Raw genomic sequence first — 15,600 nt, forward strand, 5'->3', positions numbered from 1 at the left:
CGCCCGGTTACATTCCGAACCCGGAAGCTAAGCCTCACAGCGCCGATGGTACTGCAGGGGGGACCCTGTGGGAGAGTAGGACGCCGCCGAACAATTCTTCTAGAGAAGCCCCCGCCGGGGAACCGGACGGGGGCTTCTCTGTTGTAGGGTCAGCATGCAGAAGTCGTCACACGGTACAGGAGGCCCCCGGGTGGAGGTCCAGGAGACGCGGGTCCAGACCGATCGCGTCCTCACCATCCCCAACCTGCTGAGCATGGGCCGGCTGGTCGGTGTTCCGCTCTTCCTCTGGTTGATCCTCTGGCCGGTGTTCGACGGGCCGAACAACGACGGCTGGGCGCTGCTGATCCTGATGCTGAGCGGCATCAGTGACTACCTGGACGGAAAGCTCGCCCGCAGGTGGGGGCAGATCAGCCGGGTCGGCCAGCTGCTCGATCCGCTGGCGGACCGGCTCTACGTCCTCTCCACCCTGCTGGGTCTGACCTGGCGTGAGATCCTGCCGTGGTGGCTCACGGCGATCCTGATCGCGCGTGAGCTCTTTATCGCGAGTCTCCTTCCGATTCTGAACCGGCACGGCTACGGCCCGTTGCAGGTGAGTTTCCTGGGCAAGGCCGCGACATTCAATCTGATGTACGCGTTCCCGCTCCTGTTGCTCGGCACCGGCGACACCTGGATCGCGCGGCCGGCCGAGGCCGTCAGCTGGGCCTTCATCTGGTGGGGGACCACGCTGTACTGGTGGGCCGGCATTCTCTACGCCGTCCAGGCGCGACAGATCATCCGGGCGGGCTCCGCCTCCTCCGCGTCCGCAGTCTGAGACGTGATCTGAGAGAAGTCCCACGCCACCACGGTGCGTCGGACGAAATCTTCCGGGTAGACACCCTCTGGAACGGTTTGATGGACCTGCAGGGTCCACCACCGCGAAGGAGGACGCACCCGTAATGAAAGCCGTTGTAATGGCAGGGGGCGAAGGCACCCGACTCCGCCCGATGACCTCCAGCATGCCCAAGCCGCTGCTACCGGTCGCCAACAGGCCGATCATGGAGCACGTGCTTCGGCTGCTGAAGCGGCATGGCCTCTCCGACACCGTCGTGACCGTACAGTTCCTCGCCTCACTGGTGAAGAACTACTTCGGTGACGGCGAAGAGTTGGGTATGCATCTCACGTATGCGAACGAGGAGACGCCACTCGGCACTGCGGGGAGTGTCAAGAACGCCGAGGACGCCCTGAAGGACGATTCCTTTCTGGTGATCTCCGGTGACGCACTGACCGACTTCAATCTCACCGAATTGATCGAGTACCACCGGAGCAAGGACGCTCTGGTCACCGTCTGTCTCACCCGGGTACCGAACCCTCTGGAGTTCGGCATCACGATCACCGATGACGAGGGCCGGGTCGAGCGCTTCCTGGAGAAGCCGACCTGGGGGCAGGTCTTCTCGGACACGGTCAACACCGGTATCTACGTCATGGAGCCCGAGGTCTTCGACTACGTGGCGGCGGGTGAGTCCGTCGACTGGTCGAGCGATGTGTTCCCGCAGTTGCTGAAGGAGGGCAAGCGGGTCTACGGCTACGTGGCCGAGGGCTACTGGGAGGACGTCGGCACCCACGAGAGCTACGGCAAGGCCCAGGCGGACGTCCTGGAGGGCAAGGTCGACGTCGAGCTCGACGGGTTCGAGATCTCGCCGGGCGTCTGGGTGGCGGAAGGGGCCGAGGTCGACCCCGAGGCGGTGCTCCGCGGTCCGCTCTACATCGGGGACTACGCCAAGGTCGAGGCCGGCGTGGAGATCCGCGAGCACACCGTGCTCGGCAGCAACGTGGTCGTCAAGCGCGGCGCGTTCCTGCACAAGGCGGTGATCCACGACAACGTCTACGTCGGGCCGCAGAGCAACCTGCGGGGCTGCGTGGTCGGCAAGAACACCGATGTGATGCGGGCCGCGCGGATCGAGGACGGGGCGGTGATCGGCGACGAGTGCCTGGTCGGCGAGGAGTCGATCATCGGCGCCAACGTCCGGGTCTACCCGTTCAAGACCATCGAGGCCGGCGCCGTCGTCAACACCTCGGTGATCTGGGAGTCCCGCGGTCAGGAGCACCTCTTCGGGCTGCGCGGCGTGTCGGGCATCCTCAACGTCGAGATCACACCGGAGCTGGCCGTCCGGCTGGCCGGTGCGTACGCGACGACCCTGAAGAAGGGGGCGACCGTCACCATCGCGCGTGACCACTCGCGTGGTGCGCGTGCCCTCAAGCGGGCGATGATCTCGGGGTTGCAGACCAGCGCGATCGACGTCCGCGACCTGGAGAACGTGCCGATGCCGGTGGCTCGGCAGCACACGGCCCGCGGGAGTGCCGGCGGGATCTTCCTGCGGACCACGCCCGGGGTGCCGGACTCGCTGGACATCCTGTTCTTCGACGAGCGCGGAGCCGACCTCTCCCAGGCCGGGCAGCGCAAGCTCGACCGGGTCTACGCCCGCCAGGAGTACCGGCGCGCGTTCCCGGGCGAGATCGGCGACCTGACCTTCCCGTCCAGCGTCTTCGACTCCTACGCCGGCAATCTGCTGCGGGCGGTGGACACCACCGGCGTCCGCGAGGCGGGGCTGAAGGTGGTGGTGGACACGGCGCACGGCAGTGCCGGGCTCGTGCTGCCGAGCATCCTGGGTCGGCTCGGCGTGGAGGCGCTCACCGTCTCCAGCGGGCTGGACGAGGCACGGCCGACCGAGGACGCCGAGGAACGGCGGGCGGGGCTGGCCAGGCTCGGCGAGCTGGTGGCCTCCTCGCGGGCGGCGTTCGGCGTCCGGTTCGACCCCGTCGGCGAGCGGGTGGCCTTCGTGGACGAGCTGGGCCGGGTGATCGACGACGACCGGGCGCTCCTGGTGCTGCTCGACCTGGTCGCGGCCGAGCGCCGGAGCGGGCAGGTGGCGCTGCCCGTGACGACCACCAGGATCGCCGAGCAGGTCGCCGCCTACCACGGCACACAGGTCGTCTGGACCACGACCACGCCGGACGACCTGGCCAAGGCGGCCTCGGCCGAAGGCACGGTCTTCGGTGGCGACGGGCGCGGCGGTTTCGTCGTTCCCGAGTTCAGCGGTGTGCTGGACGGCGCGGCCGCGTTCGTCCGCCTGGTCGGGCTGGTGGCCCGCACCCAGCTCACGCTCAGCCAGATCGACGCGCGGATCCCGCAGGCGCACATCCGCCGACGGGACATCGCGACGCCGTGGGCGGCCAAGGGCATGGTCATGCGTTCGGTGGTGGAGGCGGCCGGCAACCGGCAGCTCGACACCACGGACGGTGTCCGGGTGGTCGAGGCGGACGGCCGCTGGACGCTCGTGCTGCCCGATCCCGCCGAGGCGGTCACCCACCTCTGGGCGGAGGGTCCGGACGACGAGGCGACCGAGGCGCTGCTGGACGAGTGGGCGACGGTGGTCGACGGCGCCGGGCGCTGACGACCGGGCCGCCATGACATGGCCGGGCAGCGGGGGTGCGGCGAGTGCCGCGCCCCCGCTGCCCGGTTTGTCATGCTTGGTAACGATCCGTCGCTTCTGGTGACTTCGCAGGTCAGGGGGTGTGCACGGACCCCTCCGCGGACATGGGACGATGGTCCGCATGCCAGCGACGCCGACGCCGAGTGCCAGTGACGGACGGTACAACCGTCCGGACGCCTCGATGTCCCTGCTGACCGGCGTGATGGACCACAGCCTGGACGAGGGTTACGCCGAGGCGGCCGCGGCGCGGGGCGGTGACCGCGACAGCCGGATACCCGGTACGGCCCGCGGCCTGCTCACGCTGGGTCTCGGGCTGGCCCTGGTCGGGGCGGTGGTGACGGTGGGCGCCGTGAACGCGCACAAGGCCGAGCCGACGCTCGCCAAGGAGCGCGATGCGCTGATCCACCGGATCAACGACAGCAACGGCTCGGCGGAGCGGCTCCAGCAGCAGGTCCAGGAGCTGCGGCGGAAGGTCGACACCACCCAGCAGCAGGCACTGTCGCCGGGCGACAGCGACCCGGCCGCGCTGGCCGGTGCGGTGGGTCTGGCCGAGGTGACCGGGCCGGGCGTCAAGCTGGTCCTGGAGGACGCCTCCGGCACCGGCGCCGGGGGGAACGTCGACCCGCGCGCGGGCCAGGGCTTCTCGAACAGCGGACGGCTGCGCGACCGCGATCTGCAACTGGTGGTGAACGGGCTCTGGGAGTCCGGCGCCGAGGCCGTGTCGATCAACGGGCAGCGGCTCACCGCGCTCTCCGCGATCCGCGCCGCCGGTGAGGCCGTCCTGGTCGACAACCGGCCGCTGGTGCCGCCCTACAACGTCCAGGCGTTGGGGGACGGGTCGAAGCTGGTCGCCACCTTCGAGAGCAACATGGCGGGTCAGTACCTGCGGCTGCTGCAGGAGAAGTACGGCATCAAGTCGACGATCTCCGCCCAGAAGAAGCTCACGCTGCCCGCCGCCGTGGGCATCACGCTGCGGACCGCCCAGCCGGCCACGCCGGAGCCGTCGCCGTCGGCAAGCCCCTCCGCACCCGCTGCGGCCTCCCCGAGCCCCACGGCCTCGGACACGGGGTCGCAGAGCCCGTCCGCGGGGACCTCACGGCCGGCCACCCCGAGCACCTCGCCCCCGGGGAAGCGCTCGCCGAGCGGCTCCGCCAAGACCACGACAGCCCACTCGCCCACCGCGCCCACGACCGGGGCGCCCCCCGCAGGGACAGGAGCAGCCAGACCGTGATTGCCGTACTGGGTCTTGTGATCGGGGTGGTCGTCGGGCTCTTCGTCCAACCCGAGGTGCCCGATGCCGTCGTGCCGTACCTGCCCATCGCGGTGGTGGCGGCACTGGACGCGGTGTTCGGCGGCGTCCGGGCGATGCTGGACGGCATCTTCAACGACAAGGTGTTCATCGTGTCGTTCCTGTCCAACGTGGTGGTGGCGGCCCTGATCGTCTTCCTCGGGGACCAGCTCGGTGTCGGCTCCCAGCTGTCCACCGGTGTGGTCGTCGTCCTCGGCATCCGCATCTTCTCCAACGCCGCTGCGATCAGGCGCCATGTCTTCCGCGCCTGAGCCCGGCCGGGAGCCGGCGGACGAGAATCGGACCGAGAAGACAACCGAGAAGACGACCGAGAAGGCTGTCGACAAGGTGGTCGAGAAGGCGGTCGCGCGGGCGGGCGACGGCGCGCGCGAGGGCGGGAACGGGGAGCGGGGGGCGGCTCCGGCGGCGGAGAACGCGCCGCCCGAGCCCGCCGAACAGGTGAAGCCTGCGCCCGAGGTGCGGCCGGGGGCCCCGGCCCAGGGCGGCGAGGACGCCGTCGAACCGGCGCCCCGGGCGGCGGATGCGCGGCGGCCGGTGGCAGCCGCGCCCGAAGCCGGCACGGAGGCGGACGCCGAGGCCGAAGAGCCGGCGCAGGCCCGCGAGGAGGCGGTGCCTGAGCCCGTCAGCGCCCCGCTGCCCGAGCCGGAGCCGGTCCTGGAGCCCGAGCCCGCTCCCACGCCGGAGCCCGCTCCCGAGGCGGCGACGGAGCCCGGGAAGGCCCCCGACGAGCGCAACGCGGGCCGGCGGCGGATGAAGGCGGCTCTCTGGCCCCCGCGGCTCTCCCGCGGGCAGCTGGTGGTCGCGGTGCTGCTGTTCTCGCTCGGCCTCGCCCTGGCGATCCAGGTCCGCTCCACCAACGACCACCACAGCCAGCTGCGCGGTGCCCGCCAGGAGGACCTCGTCCGGATCCTCGACGAACTGGACGGCCGCCAGCAGCGTCTCCAGCAGGAGAAGGCGGAGTTGGAGCAGTCCCTGGCCACGTTGGAGAACAGCTCCAACCAGGCCAAGGAGGCCCAGGAGCAGACCAGGAAGAAGGTGACGGAGCTCGGCGTGCTCGCCGGGACCGTCAAAGCCACTGGTCCGGGCATCGTACTGACGGTCGATGATCCCCAAGGGCAGGTGAAGGCGGATATGCTGCTGGACACCCTGCAGGAACTCCGAGCGGCGGGGGCGGAGGCGATTCAGATCAACGATGTGCGCGTGGTGGTCAACACCTACTTCACGGACGTGTCCGGCGGCGGTGTGCAGATCGACGGGAAGAAGGTCTCGCAGCCCTACCGGTTCACCGTGGTGGGGAACCCGCAGGACCTCACACCCGCACTGAACATTCCGGGAGGTGTGGTCCGTACTCTTGAGAGTCATCAGGCCCGCGCGACCATCTCCCCGCAGCAGAAGGTGCTCGTCGACGCCCTCCTCGACCTGAAGACGCCGCAGTACGCCAAGCCGGCTCCGAAGTGACGAGGTACCTGCCGAACGGTCCGTCATCTGCCGGTACCCCCCGGTGCGGGGTACCGCCGTCGGGTGGGCGAGACTGGTCCGCACCAGCACAAGCCGGAACATCACACGTCGGAGTACCACTCCAGCAGGCCCGATCCGCGACCGGGCCCGCAGCCTGTCCGAGGTTCTCACCCTGCCCCGCGGGCGGGTCTGTCACACGCAAGGGGATTCGCCCGTGAGTTTCTTCTCGAAGTTGTTCGGTCGTAACAAGGGCCGTGACGCGGCTGCCGTGGAGGCACCCACCGCGCGTCACCGCCGGGCCGACGAAGAGCCCGCCGTGCCGGGCATGCGTCCCGCTCCCGAGGGCGGCCAGTACGCCGAGCGTCCGATGTTCCGGGACGGTGGCGACGCGCAGTACGCGGGCAATCAGGCGGGCTACGGCGCGTCGGTTGACCCCTCCGGCGCCCCGCGCATAGGTTTCCCGTCAGGACCCTCAACCTCTGGTGGAGGGTTTGCCCCGGACCCGTACGCCGGGCACAACCCGTCGGGTGTGCCGCGCCAGGAGGCTGTGAACATGGCTGGCCCCACTCCGTGCCCCAGGTGCGGCAACCAGAACCCGGCCGCGGCCCGCTTCTGTTCCAACTGCGGTACGGCGCTGCGCGGGGGCGCGCTGCCCGAGGGGCCGGCGGAGACCACGTCGACCATCTCGATCTCCGGCCTGGAGTCCTACGACCCCAACACCACCACCGGCACCGGTACGCCGGCCCTGTCGGCGGAGGTGCTGTCGGCGATCGACGCGCTGCCGCCGGGCTCAGCGCTGCTGATCGTCCAGCGCGGTCCGAACTCGGGCAGCCGGTTCCTGCTGGACTCGGACAAGACCACGGCCGGGCGTCACCCGCAGGGCGACATCTTCCTGGACGACGTGACCGTCTCGCGCAAGCACGTGGAGTTCCGCCGGACGCCGGGAGGCGGCTTCACCGTCGCCGACGTCGGCAGCCTGAACGGGACGTACGTCAACCGTGAGCGGATCGACGAGGTGCCGCTGAACAACGGCGACGAGGTGCAGATCGGGAAGTACCGGCTGGTGTTCTTCGCCAGTCACCACCGGGGGTACTGAAACCAACGTCGGCAGGAGCCCGAGTGAGCGCGAACCCTCCTTCATCTCTCGGGGCGGCCAACCCCGCGTCGTCCGGTCCGCTGCCGGACCAGGGCGCGCGGGGGGTGGTCGCGGCCCCCAGGCAGCCGGTCCGTCCGGACCGGCCCGCCGGGGGCGGCCGACGGCGCGGCGGCGACGAGCTGCTGAGCATCGGCGCGGTGCTGACCTTCCTGCGGGACGACTTCCCCGAGGTCACCATCTCGAAGATCAGGTTCCTGGAGGCCGAGGGCCTGGTCGAGCCGCAGCGCACGCCGTCGGGGTACCGCAAGTTCAGCCCGGCCGACGTCGAGCGGCTGGCCTACGTGCTGCGGATGCAGCGTGACCACTACCTGCCGCTGCGGGTGATCCGCGAACACCTGGACGCTATCGAGCGCGGCGAGGCCCCACCGGCGTTGCCCGCCGCGGAGGCCCGCCCCGGGCCGATGGAGGAGGCGGACCGCGAGCTGGTGGCGGCCGCCGAGGCCTCGGTCGGGGTCCGGCTGGGCCGGGCCGAGCTGCTGGCCGCCGCCGAGGCCGGTGAGGGCGAGCTGGTGGAGTGGGAGTCCTACGGGCTGGTCGCGGCCGGATCGGACGGCGGCTACGACGGCGAGGCGCTGCAGGTGGCCCGGTTGGTCGCGGAACTGGGCCGGTACGGGCTGGAGCCGCGCCACCTGCGGGCCATGAAGGCCGCCGCCGACCGCGAGATCGCCCTGGTGGAGCAGGTGGTGGCGCCCCTGCGCCGGCACCGCAACCCGCAGACCCGGGCGCACGCCGAGGCCACGGCGCGGGAGCTGGCGACCCTCTCCGTCCGGCTGCACGCCGCCATGGTGCAGGCCGGTCTGCGGGCCCGCTCGTGACGCGCCGACCCCGCTGACCAGCGCTGTCGGCTCTGCGCTTTCATATCCGGGGCGAGGGCCATAGGGTTGCGTGTGTGAATGAGCTCGACGTCGTGGGTGTCCGGGTGGAGATGCCTTCCAACCAGCCGATCGTGCTGCTTCGGGAGGTCGGGGGCGATCGGTACCTGCCGATCTGGATCGGTCCCGGCGAGGCGACCGCGATCGCCTTCGCCCAGCAGGGCATGACGCCGGTGCGTCCGCTGACGCACGACCTCTTCAAGGACGTCCTGGAGGCGCTCGGCCAGCAGCTCACCGAGGTACGGATCACCGACCTGCGCGAGGGCGTGTTCTACGCCGAGCTGGTCTTCACGGGCGGGGTCGAGGTCAGTGCCCGGCCGTCCGACGCGATAGCCCTCGCCCTGCGGACCGGTACGCCGATCTACGGGAGCGAGGAGGTGCTCGCCGAGGCGGGCATCGCGATCCCGGACGAGCAGGAGGACGAGGTCGAGAAGTTCCGCGAGTTCCTCGACCAGGTCTCTCCGGAGGACTTCGGCGGCGGCACGCCGCAGTAGTCCGCAGTGGTACGGACCCGGCGCGGAGCGTCGGTAGGGCAGGCCGTGGCCGTCTTGCCGAATTCGTTCGCCCGTTTTGCCAAATAGCGTCCACCTACCCACACTAGGGGCACGAAAAACCACTCTCCTGAGTGACGCTGTTTGTCCTGCCCGGCGTGGCGATCGTTGACGGGTCATAGGGGACTGCCTACCGTCAGGAGTGGCTGCCCGGGTGCCTGTCGCCCGCAGTCTGGGTTGCCCGCAGGACGAGTGGACGGAGGTAGGCATGACCGGCACCGGCGATGAAGCGGCCGTGGGAGGCCTGTGCACCGTGCACATGCCGCGCGCCGCCCGCAGCGTGGCTGAACTGCCCCGGACGGACCTGCCCCGGGTGGGCCGGTTCCCGGCCGTCCAGCCGGGCCAGCCGGCCATCGAGCGGCTCGCGCCCGCCTCCGAGCGGCCGGCCCCCACCTCCGAGCTGATCGGCTACCGCGGCCCGACGGCCTGTGCGGCGGCCGGGATCACCTACCGCCAGCTGGACTACTGGGCCAGGACGGGGCTGCTGGAACCCAGCGTCCGCTCGGTCTATCCGGCGAGCAGCCAGCGGCTCTACAGCTTCCGCGACATCCTGCTGCTGAAGATCGTCAAGCGGCTGCTGGACGCGGGTGTGTCCCTGCAGAACATCCGGGTGGCGGTCGCCCATCTGCAGTCCGCCGAGGCCGGCGACCTGACCGGGCTGACGCTGATGAGTGACGGCGCGACCGTGTACGAATGCACCACACCGCAGCAGGTGGTCGACCTGCTGAAGGGCGGTCAGGGGGTCTTCGGCATCGCCGTCGGCGCCGTCTGGCAGGAGCTGGAGCTGGCCCTCGGCCGCCTGCACGCGGAGCGGACCGACACCGGCGAGACCGTGGTCGGCCACGACCCGGGGGACGAGCTGGCGCAGCGGCGCAACCGGGCGGTCTGAGCCGCGGGAGCAGGGGGCCGGGTAGTCCCGGCGCCGCAGAATCACGAGGCCGTGGGCCCGGACGGGGAACCGTCCGGGCCCACGGCCTCGTCGTGCCCGGTGGATCATCGACCCAGGGAGGGCACGTGCGGTTCGGCTCCGGCATACCCGGCCTGCTGCGGCGACGGGCGCGGCGGCTCGGCGTCCGGCTGCGGCAGCGGCGCACCCAGCGCAGGATCTTCCAACTCGTCACCGTGCTCTGCTCGCTGGCCCTGGCACCGAGCGCCTGGCTGTGGGTCTCGGCGGGCGACCGGGTCGGCACCGTGCGGAGCGCGCCGAACGCGCCGGTGGCGGTGGTGTTCGGCGCCGGGCTCTTCGAGGGCAGGCCGTCGCCGTACCTGACGCACCGGCTGGACGCGGCGGTCGACCTGTACCGGGAGCGGAAGGTCCAGGCGATCCTGGTCACCGGTGACAACGGGCGGGCCGGTTACGACGAGACGGACGCGATGCGGCAGTACCTGATCGAGCACGGGGTGCCGCAGGTGCGGGTGGTGGGCGACTACGCGGGCTTCGACACCTGGGACTCCTGCACCCGGGCGCACCGGGTGTTCGGGGTGGACCGGGCGGTCCTGGTCAGCCAGGACTTCCACGTCCGGCGGGCGCTGGCGCTCTGTGAGGCGGCGGGCATCGACGCGTACGCGGTCGGGGTGCCGGAGCTGCACGACGCCACCTGGCTGTACGGCGGGCTGCGGGAGATCCCGGGGGCCGGCAAGGCGCTGCTGAACGCCTGGCTGCGGCCGGACCCGATCTTCCTCGGGCCCCGGGAGGAGGGCATCCCGGAGGCGCTGGCCGACGCGGGGGCCGCGCGGGGCTGAGGCGGCGGCGGGGTTCGGCCGCGCTGTCGGACCCGTGCGGCATGATCGGCGGGTGCGGTCACTGCCGAGCATCATCCACCTCGACATGGACGCCTTCTTCGCGGCGGTGGAGCAGGCGGCCAAGCCGAGCCTGCGCGGGAAGCCGGTGATCGTCGGCGGCCTGGGCGGCCGGGGGGTCGTCTCCACGGCCTCGTACGAGGCGCGGAAGTTCGGGGTGCACTCGGCGATGCCGATGGCGCAGGCGCGCCGGCTCTGCCCGAACGCGGCCTTCCTGTCCGGGCGGTTCGAGGCCTACCGGGCGGTGAGCGAGCTGGTCATGGGTCTGCTGCGGGAGCTGTCGCCCCTGGTGCAGCCGCTCAGCCTGGACGAGGCCTTCGTCGACCTGGAGGCGGGCCCGTACGGCCCGGCGCTGCTGGCGGCGGACCACGGGACGGGGGAGCACCTGGTGACGGCCCTCGCGGAGGACCTCCGGGCGGACATCCACCGGCGCACCGGGCTGACCGCCTCGGTCGGGGCGGCCGGGTCCAAGCTGATGGCCAAGATCGCTTCGGAGCAGGCCAAGCCGGACGGCCTGGTGCTGGTCGAGCCGGGCCAGGAGCGGGTGGTGCTGGGCCCGATGCCGGTGCGGGCGCTGCCGGGCGTCGGCCCGGCCACCGAGCAGGTCCTGCGCCGGGCGGGGCTGAACACGGTGGCCGACCTCGCCGAGGCGGGGGAGTCCGAGCTGGTGCAGCTGCTGGGCAGGGCGCACGGCGCCGGTGTCCACCAGATGTCGCTGGGGCTGGACGACCGGCCGGTGGTGGCCGACCAGGACGCCAAGTCGGTGTCGGTGGAGGACACCTTCGAGGTGGACCTCGCCGACCGGGACCGGGTGCTGCGCGAGGTCGACGTCCTGGCCGCGCGGTGCGTGCGGCGGCTGCGCGCCGCCGGACGGTCGGGGCGCACGGTGGTGCTGAAGGTGCGGCGGTTCGACTTCTCCACGCTGACCCGCTCGGAGACCCTGCGCGGTCCGACGGACGACGAGACGGTGATCGTCGAGACGGCCCGCCGGCTGGCCTCCCAGGTGGACATCACCGGCGGCGTCCGGCTGCTCGGGGTCGGGGTCTCGCAGCTGGCGGACTACACCCAGGAGGACCTCTTCGCGCAGGCCGTCCGGGAGGAGGCGGGGGAGCCGGGGGCGGTCGAGGCCGACGCCCAGGAGGACGAGGCCCCGGAGCCCGCGGTGGTCGTGGCGCGGCACTGGATGCCGGGCCAGGACGTGCGGCACGCCGAACTCGGCCCGGGGTGGGTGCAGGGCAGCGGGGTCGGCCGGGTGACGGTGCGGTTCGAGACGCCGTGGAGCGGACCGGGCCGGGTGCGGACCTTCGCGGTGGAGGACCCGGCGTTGGAGCCGGCCCGTCCGCTGCCGCTGCGCGGCGACGAGGACGGGCCGTCGGCCGGGGCGGGCGGCGGTGAACCGGCGGTGGGCTGACCACCCTGGAACGCACGAAGCGGCCCCACCCGGCAGGGGGGCCGGGTGGAGCCGCGTGCACGGCCGGCCCTCGGGCGGTCGCGATGCCCTCGTCGACCGTTCGGGGACCGGTCCCCCGCGCCCTGTCCCTGGGCGCGGGGGGTGGACGCCTCGTCAGGCGTCGGTCTTGACCAGCTCGGGGCTGGGGCTGAGGTCCGCCGCACCCTTGCCACCGGCGACGGTGACGGAGGGCTTGACGCCGCGGATCAGGAAGGGGACGGCACCGGCGATCGCGCAGACCGCGGCGGCCACCCAGAACGCGTGCTTGTAGGCGTCCAGGGTGGGCAGCGAGACCGGGATCGGCAGCTTCATGGTGTCGCCGGTGAGGATCGCGGCCATCACGGCGGTGCCGATCGCGCCACCGACGGTGCGCAGCACGGCGTTCATGCCGTTGGCGATGCCGCTCTGCTCGACCGGGACGGCGCCGTTGATGTAGGCCGGCATCGCCGAGAAGGCGAGGCCGATGCCGAGACCGAAGATCGCCGAGGCGGTGTAGATGTCGGCCTCGTGGCTGTGGCGGACGGCCAGGTAGGCCATCGCGACGGCGCCGAGGACGCCACCGAGGACCAGCGGCAGGCGCGGGCCGCGACGGGCGATCAGCAGGGCGCCGACCGGGGCGGCGACCATCGAGCCGAGCGCGGACGGCAGCAGCATGACACCGGCGTGCAGCACGGTCGCGGTGAACCCGTAGTGGGTGAGCTTCTCCGGGGTCTGGGCGAAGTTGCTGATCACCATGAACGAGCCGTACATGCCGAAGCCGATCAGCAGGCCGGCCAGGTTGGTGAAGGCGACGGCCGGGCGGGACATCATCTTCATGTCGACCAGCGGGTGCTTGACCTTGACCTCGATGACGCCCCAGATCAGGGCGATCACGGCGGCGACGGCGAACAGGCCGAGCGTCTTGGTGGAGGTCCAGCCCCAGGTGTTGCCCTGGCTGACCGCGACCAGCAGGGCGGAGAGCCAGCCGGCCAGGGTGATCGCGCCGAGCGGGTCGGCGCCGCCCTCCTTGTCGGTCACCGGGTCGCTGGGCACCCGGAAGGCGACCAGGGCGACCGCGAGCAGGCCGAAGAACAGGCCCATCCAGAAGATCGACTTGTAGCTCCAGTGCTCCAGCAGCAGGCCGGTGGCGACCAGGCCGAGGCCGCTGCCGACGCCCATCGAGGCGCTGATGGCGGCGACGCCACCGGTGACCTTCTGCTTCGGCAGCTCGTCGCGGACGATGCTGATGGCGAGCGGCAGCACGCCACCGCCGGCGCCCTGGAGGACGCGGGCGACGACCAGCCAGGTGAAGGAGTGGGTGCTGACGGCGAGCGCCGAGCCCGCGACGAGACCGGCCAGCGAGATCAGCAGCATCGGCTTGCGACCGCGCAGGTCGCCGAAGCGGCCCAGCAGGGGGGTCAGCACGGCGGCCGAGAGCAGGTTGGCCGTCATCAGCCAGGTGATGCTGGAGCCCGAGACGTCGAGCTCCTTGGCCAGCGAGGGCAGGATCGGAACGACCGCGGTCTGCACCACGCTGAACGACAGCATCGCCAGGATGAGGGCCGGCAGGACCCGGGCGCTGCTCTGCTTCTCGGCCGCGGTGGTGGGCTGTGGTGCCTCACTCACGGTTGCTTCCTCCCGTACATAGTGAATGAACTGAAGCAACCATGCCGGGAGATACTTCAGTGTGTCAAATATCGATCGGTGAAGCTTTGGCAAAGTCGAAGGACCCCGGACCGTGGAGGTCCGGGGTCCCTGGGTCGGACCGTCAGGCGAGCGGCCTCAGCGGGGCCGGCCGGGACGGCTCGCCGGCGCCCAAGTGCCCTCCGGTGCCCGCGTGTTCGCCGCCGCCCGGGCGCCCGGCGGCGCCGTCGGGAGTGGCGGACGGGGTGTGGTTGGACGAGGCGCCCGGGGTCGGGGCGGCCGCGGTGTTGTCGTGGACCTCGACGTGCTCGCGCCGCAGCTCGTCCCGGATCACCTCCTCGTCGGTGTAGCGCTCGACGACCAGGCGGACCCGCTCGATCGGCGCCAGGTACTTGCGAACCACCGGCCGCTCCTCGCGCAGCGTGACCTCCTCCACCGCCTCGGCGATGTCCTTGTCGCTCAACGAGGCCCGCTCCGCCTCGCCGACCGGCGTCCGCTCCACCCGGACCCGCTCGCGGACCACCGGCACCCGGCGCTCCACCGCCTCGCTGGTCACGTACTTGCGCAGCTTCGCGGTGCCCACGACATGCCACTCGGTGGTGATGTCCAGCCGTTCCTCACGGCAGGTGATCTCCACCGGCGCGTTCGGCGCCGACGAGGCCGCGCCCGCGCGGTCGGGCGCCGGGGTGCCGGAGGTGGCGGCCCGGGGGGCCGCCACCTCGGCGCCGTCGGGGCCGCCCGTGACGAGCGGGGCCGCCGGCGGGCGCTGCTCCGGTGCGACGGGCGCCGACGGGGTGGCGGGCGCGGTGGTGTCGAGGGTCCGCACGTTGGGCTCCGTAGCAGGTTCGGACGGCTTGCCGAGGTCGGCGGCCGGGGGGACGGTGAGGGGCGGGGCCATGCTGTCGGCCGAGTGGAAGGCGAGCGGCTTCGCCGGGGCCGCCGGGGCCGCCGGGGCCGACTGGTCGGCGGGCTTCGCCGCGGCGACGCCCGCCACCGCGGCGGTGCCCGCCGCTGCCGCCGGGGCGGCGGCCGGCACGCTGCCGAAGTCGAGGTCGGCCGGCTCGGAGCCGGAGCCGTCGCCGGCCGACGGCCGGCCGTCCACCTGGGTGTCCAGCCCGTAGTAGCGGTAGAGCTGGAGCTCCTGGGCGGGTGACAGGTGCTGGCCCACGCCGAAGTCCGGTGACTCCTTCACCAGGGACTTGTCGTAGGGCACCCGCAGTTCGTCGCCGGAGAACTCGCTCGTGGTCAGGGGGACGAAGGCGTCCCGGCCGAAGATGCCGGTCCGGACGGCCGCCCATTCGGGCTGCCCGGTGGCGTCGTCCAGGTACACCTCGTCGACCGTGCCGATCTTGTCTCCGTTGCGGTCGACCGCCTTGTGGCCGATGAGGTCCCGGGGGTCGATATCGGTCTGCACTCTTTCCTCCAGTGCGTTGCGCCTGCGGAACGCCCGCAGGCCGGCGGCCGGCCCGCCCGTCCCATCCGCCACTTCACACCAAAAGCCATGAACCGGACCGGCGCGACCGGGGTGCGGCCGGACGGGCCCGGTGCTGCGCCGTCCGGGTCACGGACCGGCTGTTCACCTGCCAGGACGCACCCGTGATCGAGGCGCCTGCCGCTGGTACCCTGGGCGCGACCGCCGAGCCCGCTCGGGAGAGTCCCCGAGAGCGGAAGTCGCTGGTCGGGGCGCCGAAGGAGCAACTCCTCCCCGGAATCTCTCAGGCATCCGTACCGTGTGGGATAGGTCACTCTGGAAAGCAGGGCAGGACTGCCGGCGAGGGAGCCGGCGGCACCACCCTCACCGACGGTGCAAGCCGGCGGGGCGCCACAGCGCCTCGCGCGGGTGAAGCTCTCAGGTCCCGATGACAGAGGGGGAGGCCTGTCGGGTCCGTCCGCCCCAGGCCTGTCCGCTGT

The 15,600-nt window shown here is 71.9% G+C and carries 13 protein-coding genes, 1 rRNA gene and 1 riboswitch; of the genes, 12 read left to right on the forward strand and 2 right to left on the reverse strand.

The window, feature by feature from the left end; translation table 11 throughout:
* From rrf to ACZ4UX_RS25810, 12 genes are all read left to right on the forward strand, one after another.
* Positions 1–92: ribosomal RNA gene (gene rrf / locus ACZ4UX_RS25755) — 5S ribosomal RNA — on the forward strand; the annotation flags it as partial.
* A 98-nt stretch (positions 93–190) separates the two neighbouring features.
* Entirely contained in the window at positions 191–811 is a 621-nt protein-coding gene (locus tag ACZ4UX_RS25760) for a CDP-alcohol phosphatidyltransferase family protein (protein WP_329490870.1), read from the forward strand.
* A gap of 124 nt (positions 812–935) precedes the next feature.
* Positions 936–3,431 carry a mannose-1-phosphate guanyltransferase gene (locus ACZ4UX_RS25765; protein WP_329490871.1) on the forward strand — a complete coding sequence of 832 codons (2,496 nt, stop codon included), beginning with the start codon at positions 936–938 and terminating at the stop codon, positions 3,429–3,431.
* 160 nt (positions 3,432–3,591) lie between these two features.
* Positions 3,592–4,701, forward strand: coding sequence for a DUF881 domain-containing protein (locus ACZ4UX_RS25770; protein ID WP_465708405.1), 1,110 nt, complete (start codon positions 3,592–3,594; stop codon positions 4,699–4,701).
* Positions 4,698–5,030: a small basic family protein gene (locus tag ACZ4UX_RS25775; protein ID WP_030062488.1), complete on the forward strand. Its 333-nt coding sequence runs from the start codon at positions 4,698–4,700 to the stop codon at positions 5,028–5,030. The genes ACZ4UX_RS25770 and ACZ4UX_RS25775 overlap by 4 nt, the downstream gene beginning before the upstream one ends.
* Before the next feature lie 358 nt (positions 5,031–5,388).
* Positions 5,389–6,237, forward strand: coding sequence for a DUF881 domain-containing protein (locus ACZ4UX_RS25780; RefSeq protein WP_465708482.1), 849 nt, complete (start codon positions 5,389–5,391; stop codon positions 6,235–6,237).
* Positions 6,238–6,451: 214 nt separating this feature from the next.
* Positions 6,452–7,333, forward strand: a complete 882-nt coding sequence (locus ACZ4UX_RS25785) for an FHA domain-containing protein (protein ID WP_380392504.1) — start codon at positions 6,452–6,454, stop codon at positions 7,331–7,333.
* Between the two features lie 104 nt (positions 7,334–7,437).
* Positions 7,438–8,208, forward strand: coding sequence for a transcriptional regulator FtsR (gene ftsR / locus ACZ4UX_RS25790; protein ID WP_465708406.1), 771 nt, complete (start codon positions 7,438–7,440; stop codon positions 8,206–8,208).
* 74 nt (positions 8,209–8,282) lie between these two features.
* Positions 8,283–8,759, forward strand: a complete 477-nt coding sequence (locus tag ACZ4UX_RS25795; RefSeq protein WP_329490873.1) for a bifunctional nuclease family protein — start codon at positions 8,283–8,285, stop codon at positions 8,757–8,759.
* A gap of 265 nt (positions 8,760–9,024) precedes the next feature.
* A complete protein-coding gene (locus ACZ4UX_RS25800; RefSeq protein ID WP_329490874.1) occupies positions 9,025–9,705 on the forward strand; it encodes a MerR family transcriptional regulator in 681 nt (226 codons plus the stop codon).
* A gap of 125 nt (positions 9,706–9,830) precedes the next feature.
* A complete protein-coding gene (locus ACZ4UX_RS25805; protein ID WP_465708407.1) occupies positions 9,831–10,559 on the forward strand; it encodes a SanA/YdcF family protein in 729 nt (242 codons plus the stop codon).
* A gap of 52 nt (positions 10,560–10,611) precedes the next feature.
* Positions 10,612–12,027 carry a DNA polymerase IV gene (locus ACZ4UX_RS25810; RefSeq protein WP_352291816.1) on the forward strand — a complete coding sequence of 472 codons (1,416 nt, stop codon included), beginning with the start codon at positions 10,612–10,614 and terminating at the stop codon, positions 12,025–12,027.
* Between the two features lie 153 nt (positions 12,028–12,180).
* Here the strand turns inward: ACZ4UX_RS25810 and ACZ4UX_RS25815 are convergent, their stop codons facing one another.
* Both ACZ4UX_RS25815 and ACZ4UX_RS25820 read right to left on the reverse strand, forming a co-directional pair.
* Positions 12,181–13,671 carry an MFS transporter gene (locus tag ACZ4UX_RS25815; protein WP_465708408.1) on the reverse strand — a complete coding sequence of 497 codons (1,491 nt, stop codon included), beginning with the start codon at positions 13,669–13,671 and terminating at the stop codon, positions 12,181–12,183.
* A 142-nt stretch (positions 13,672–13,813) separates the two neighbouring features.
* Positions 13,814–15,103: a PRC and DUF2382 domain-containing protein gene (locus ACZ4UX_RS25820; protein ID WP_465708409.1), complete on the reverse strand. Its 1,290-nt coding sequence runs from the start codon at positions 15,101–15,103 to the stop codon at positions 13,814–13,816.
* Between the two features lie 223 nt (positions 15,104–15,326).
* Positions 15,327–15,430, forward strand: a riboswitch (glycine riboswitch).
* Positions 15,431–15,600: the final 170 nt, after the last annotated feature.

The organism is Kitasatospora sp. NPDC028961, assembly GCF_055564815.1.

Excerpts from the sequence above, each read along its gene's own strand:
- ACZ4UX_RS25765 (WP_329490871.1), top strand. The coding sequence starts at position 936 with ATGAAAGCCGTTGTAATGGCAGGGGGCGAAGGCACCCGACTCCGCCCG.
- ACZ4UX_RS25770 (WP_465708405.1), top strand. The coding sequence starts at position 3,592 with ATGCCAGCGACGCCGACGCCGAGTGCCAGTGACGGACGGTACAACCGT.
- ACZ4UX_RS25800 (WP_329490874.1), top strand. The coding sequence starts at position 9,025 with ATGACCGGCACCGGCGATGAAGCGGCCGTGGGAGGCCTGTGCACCGTG.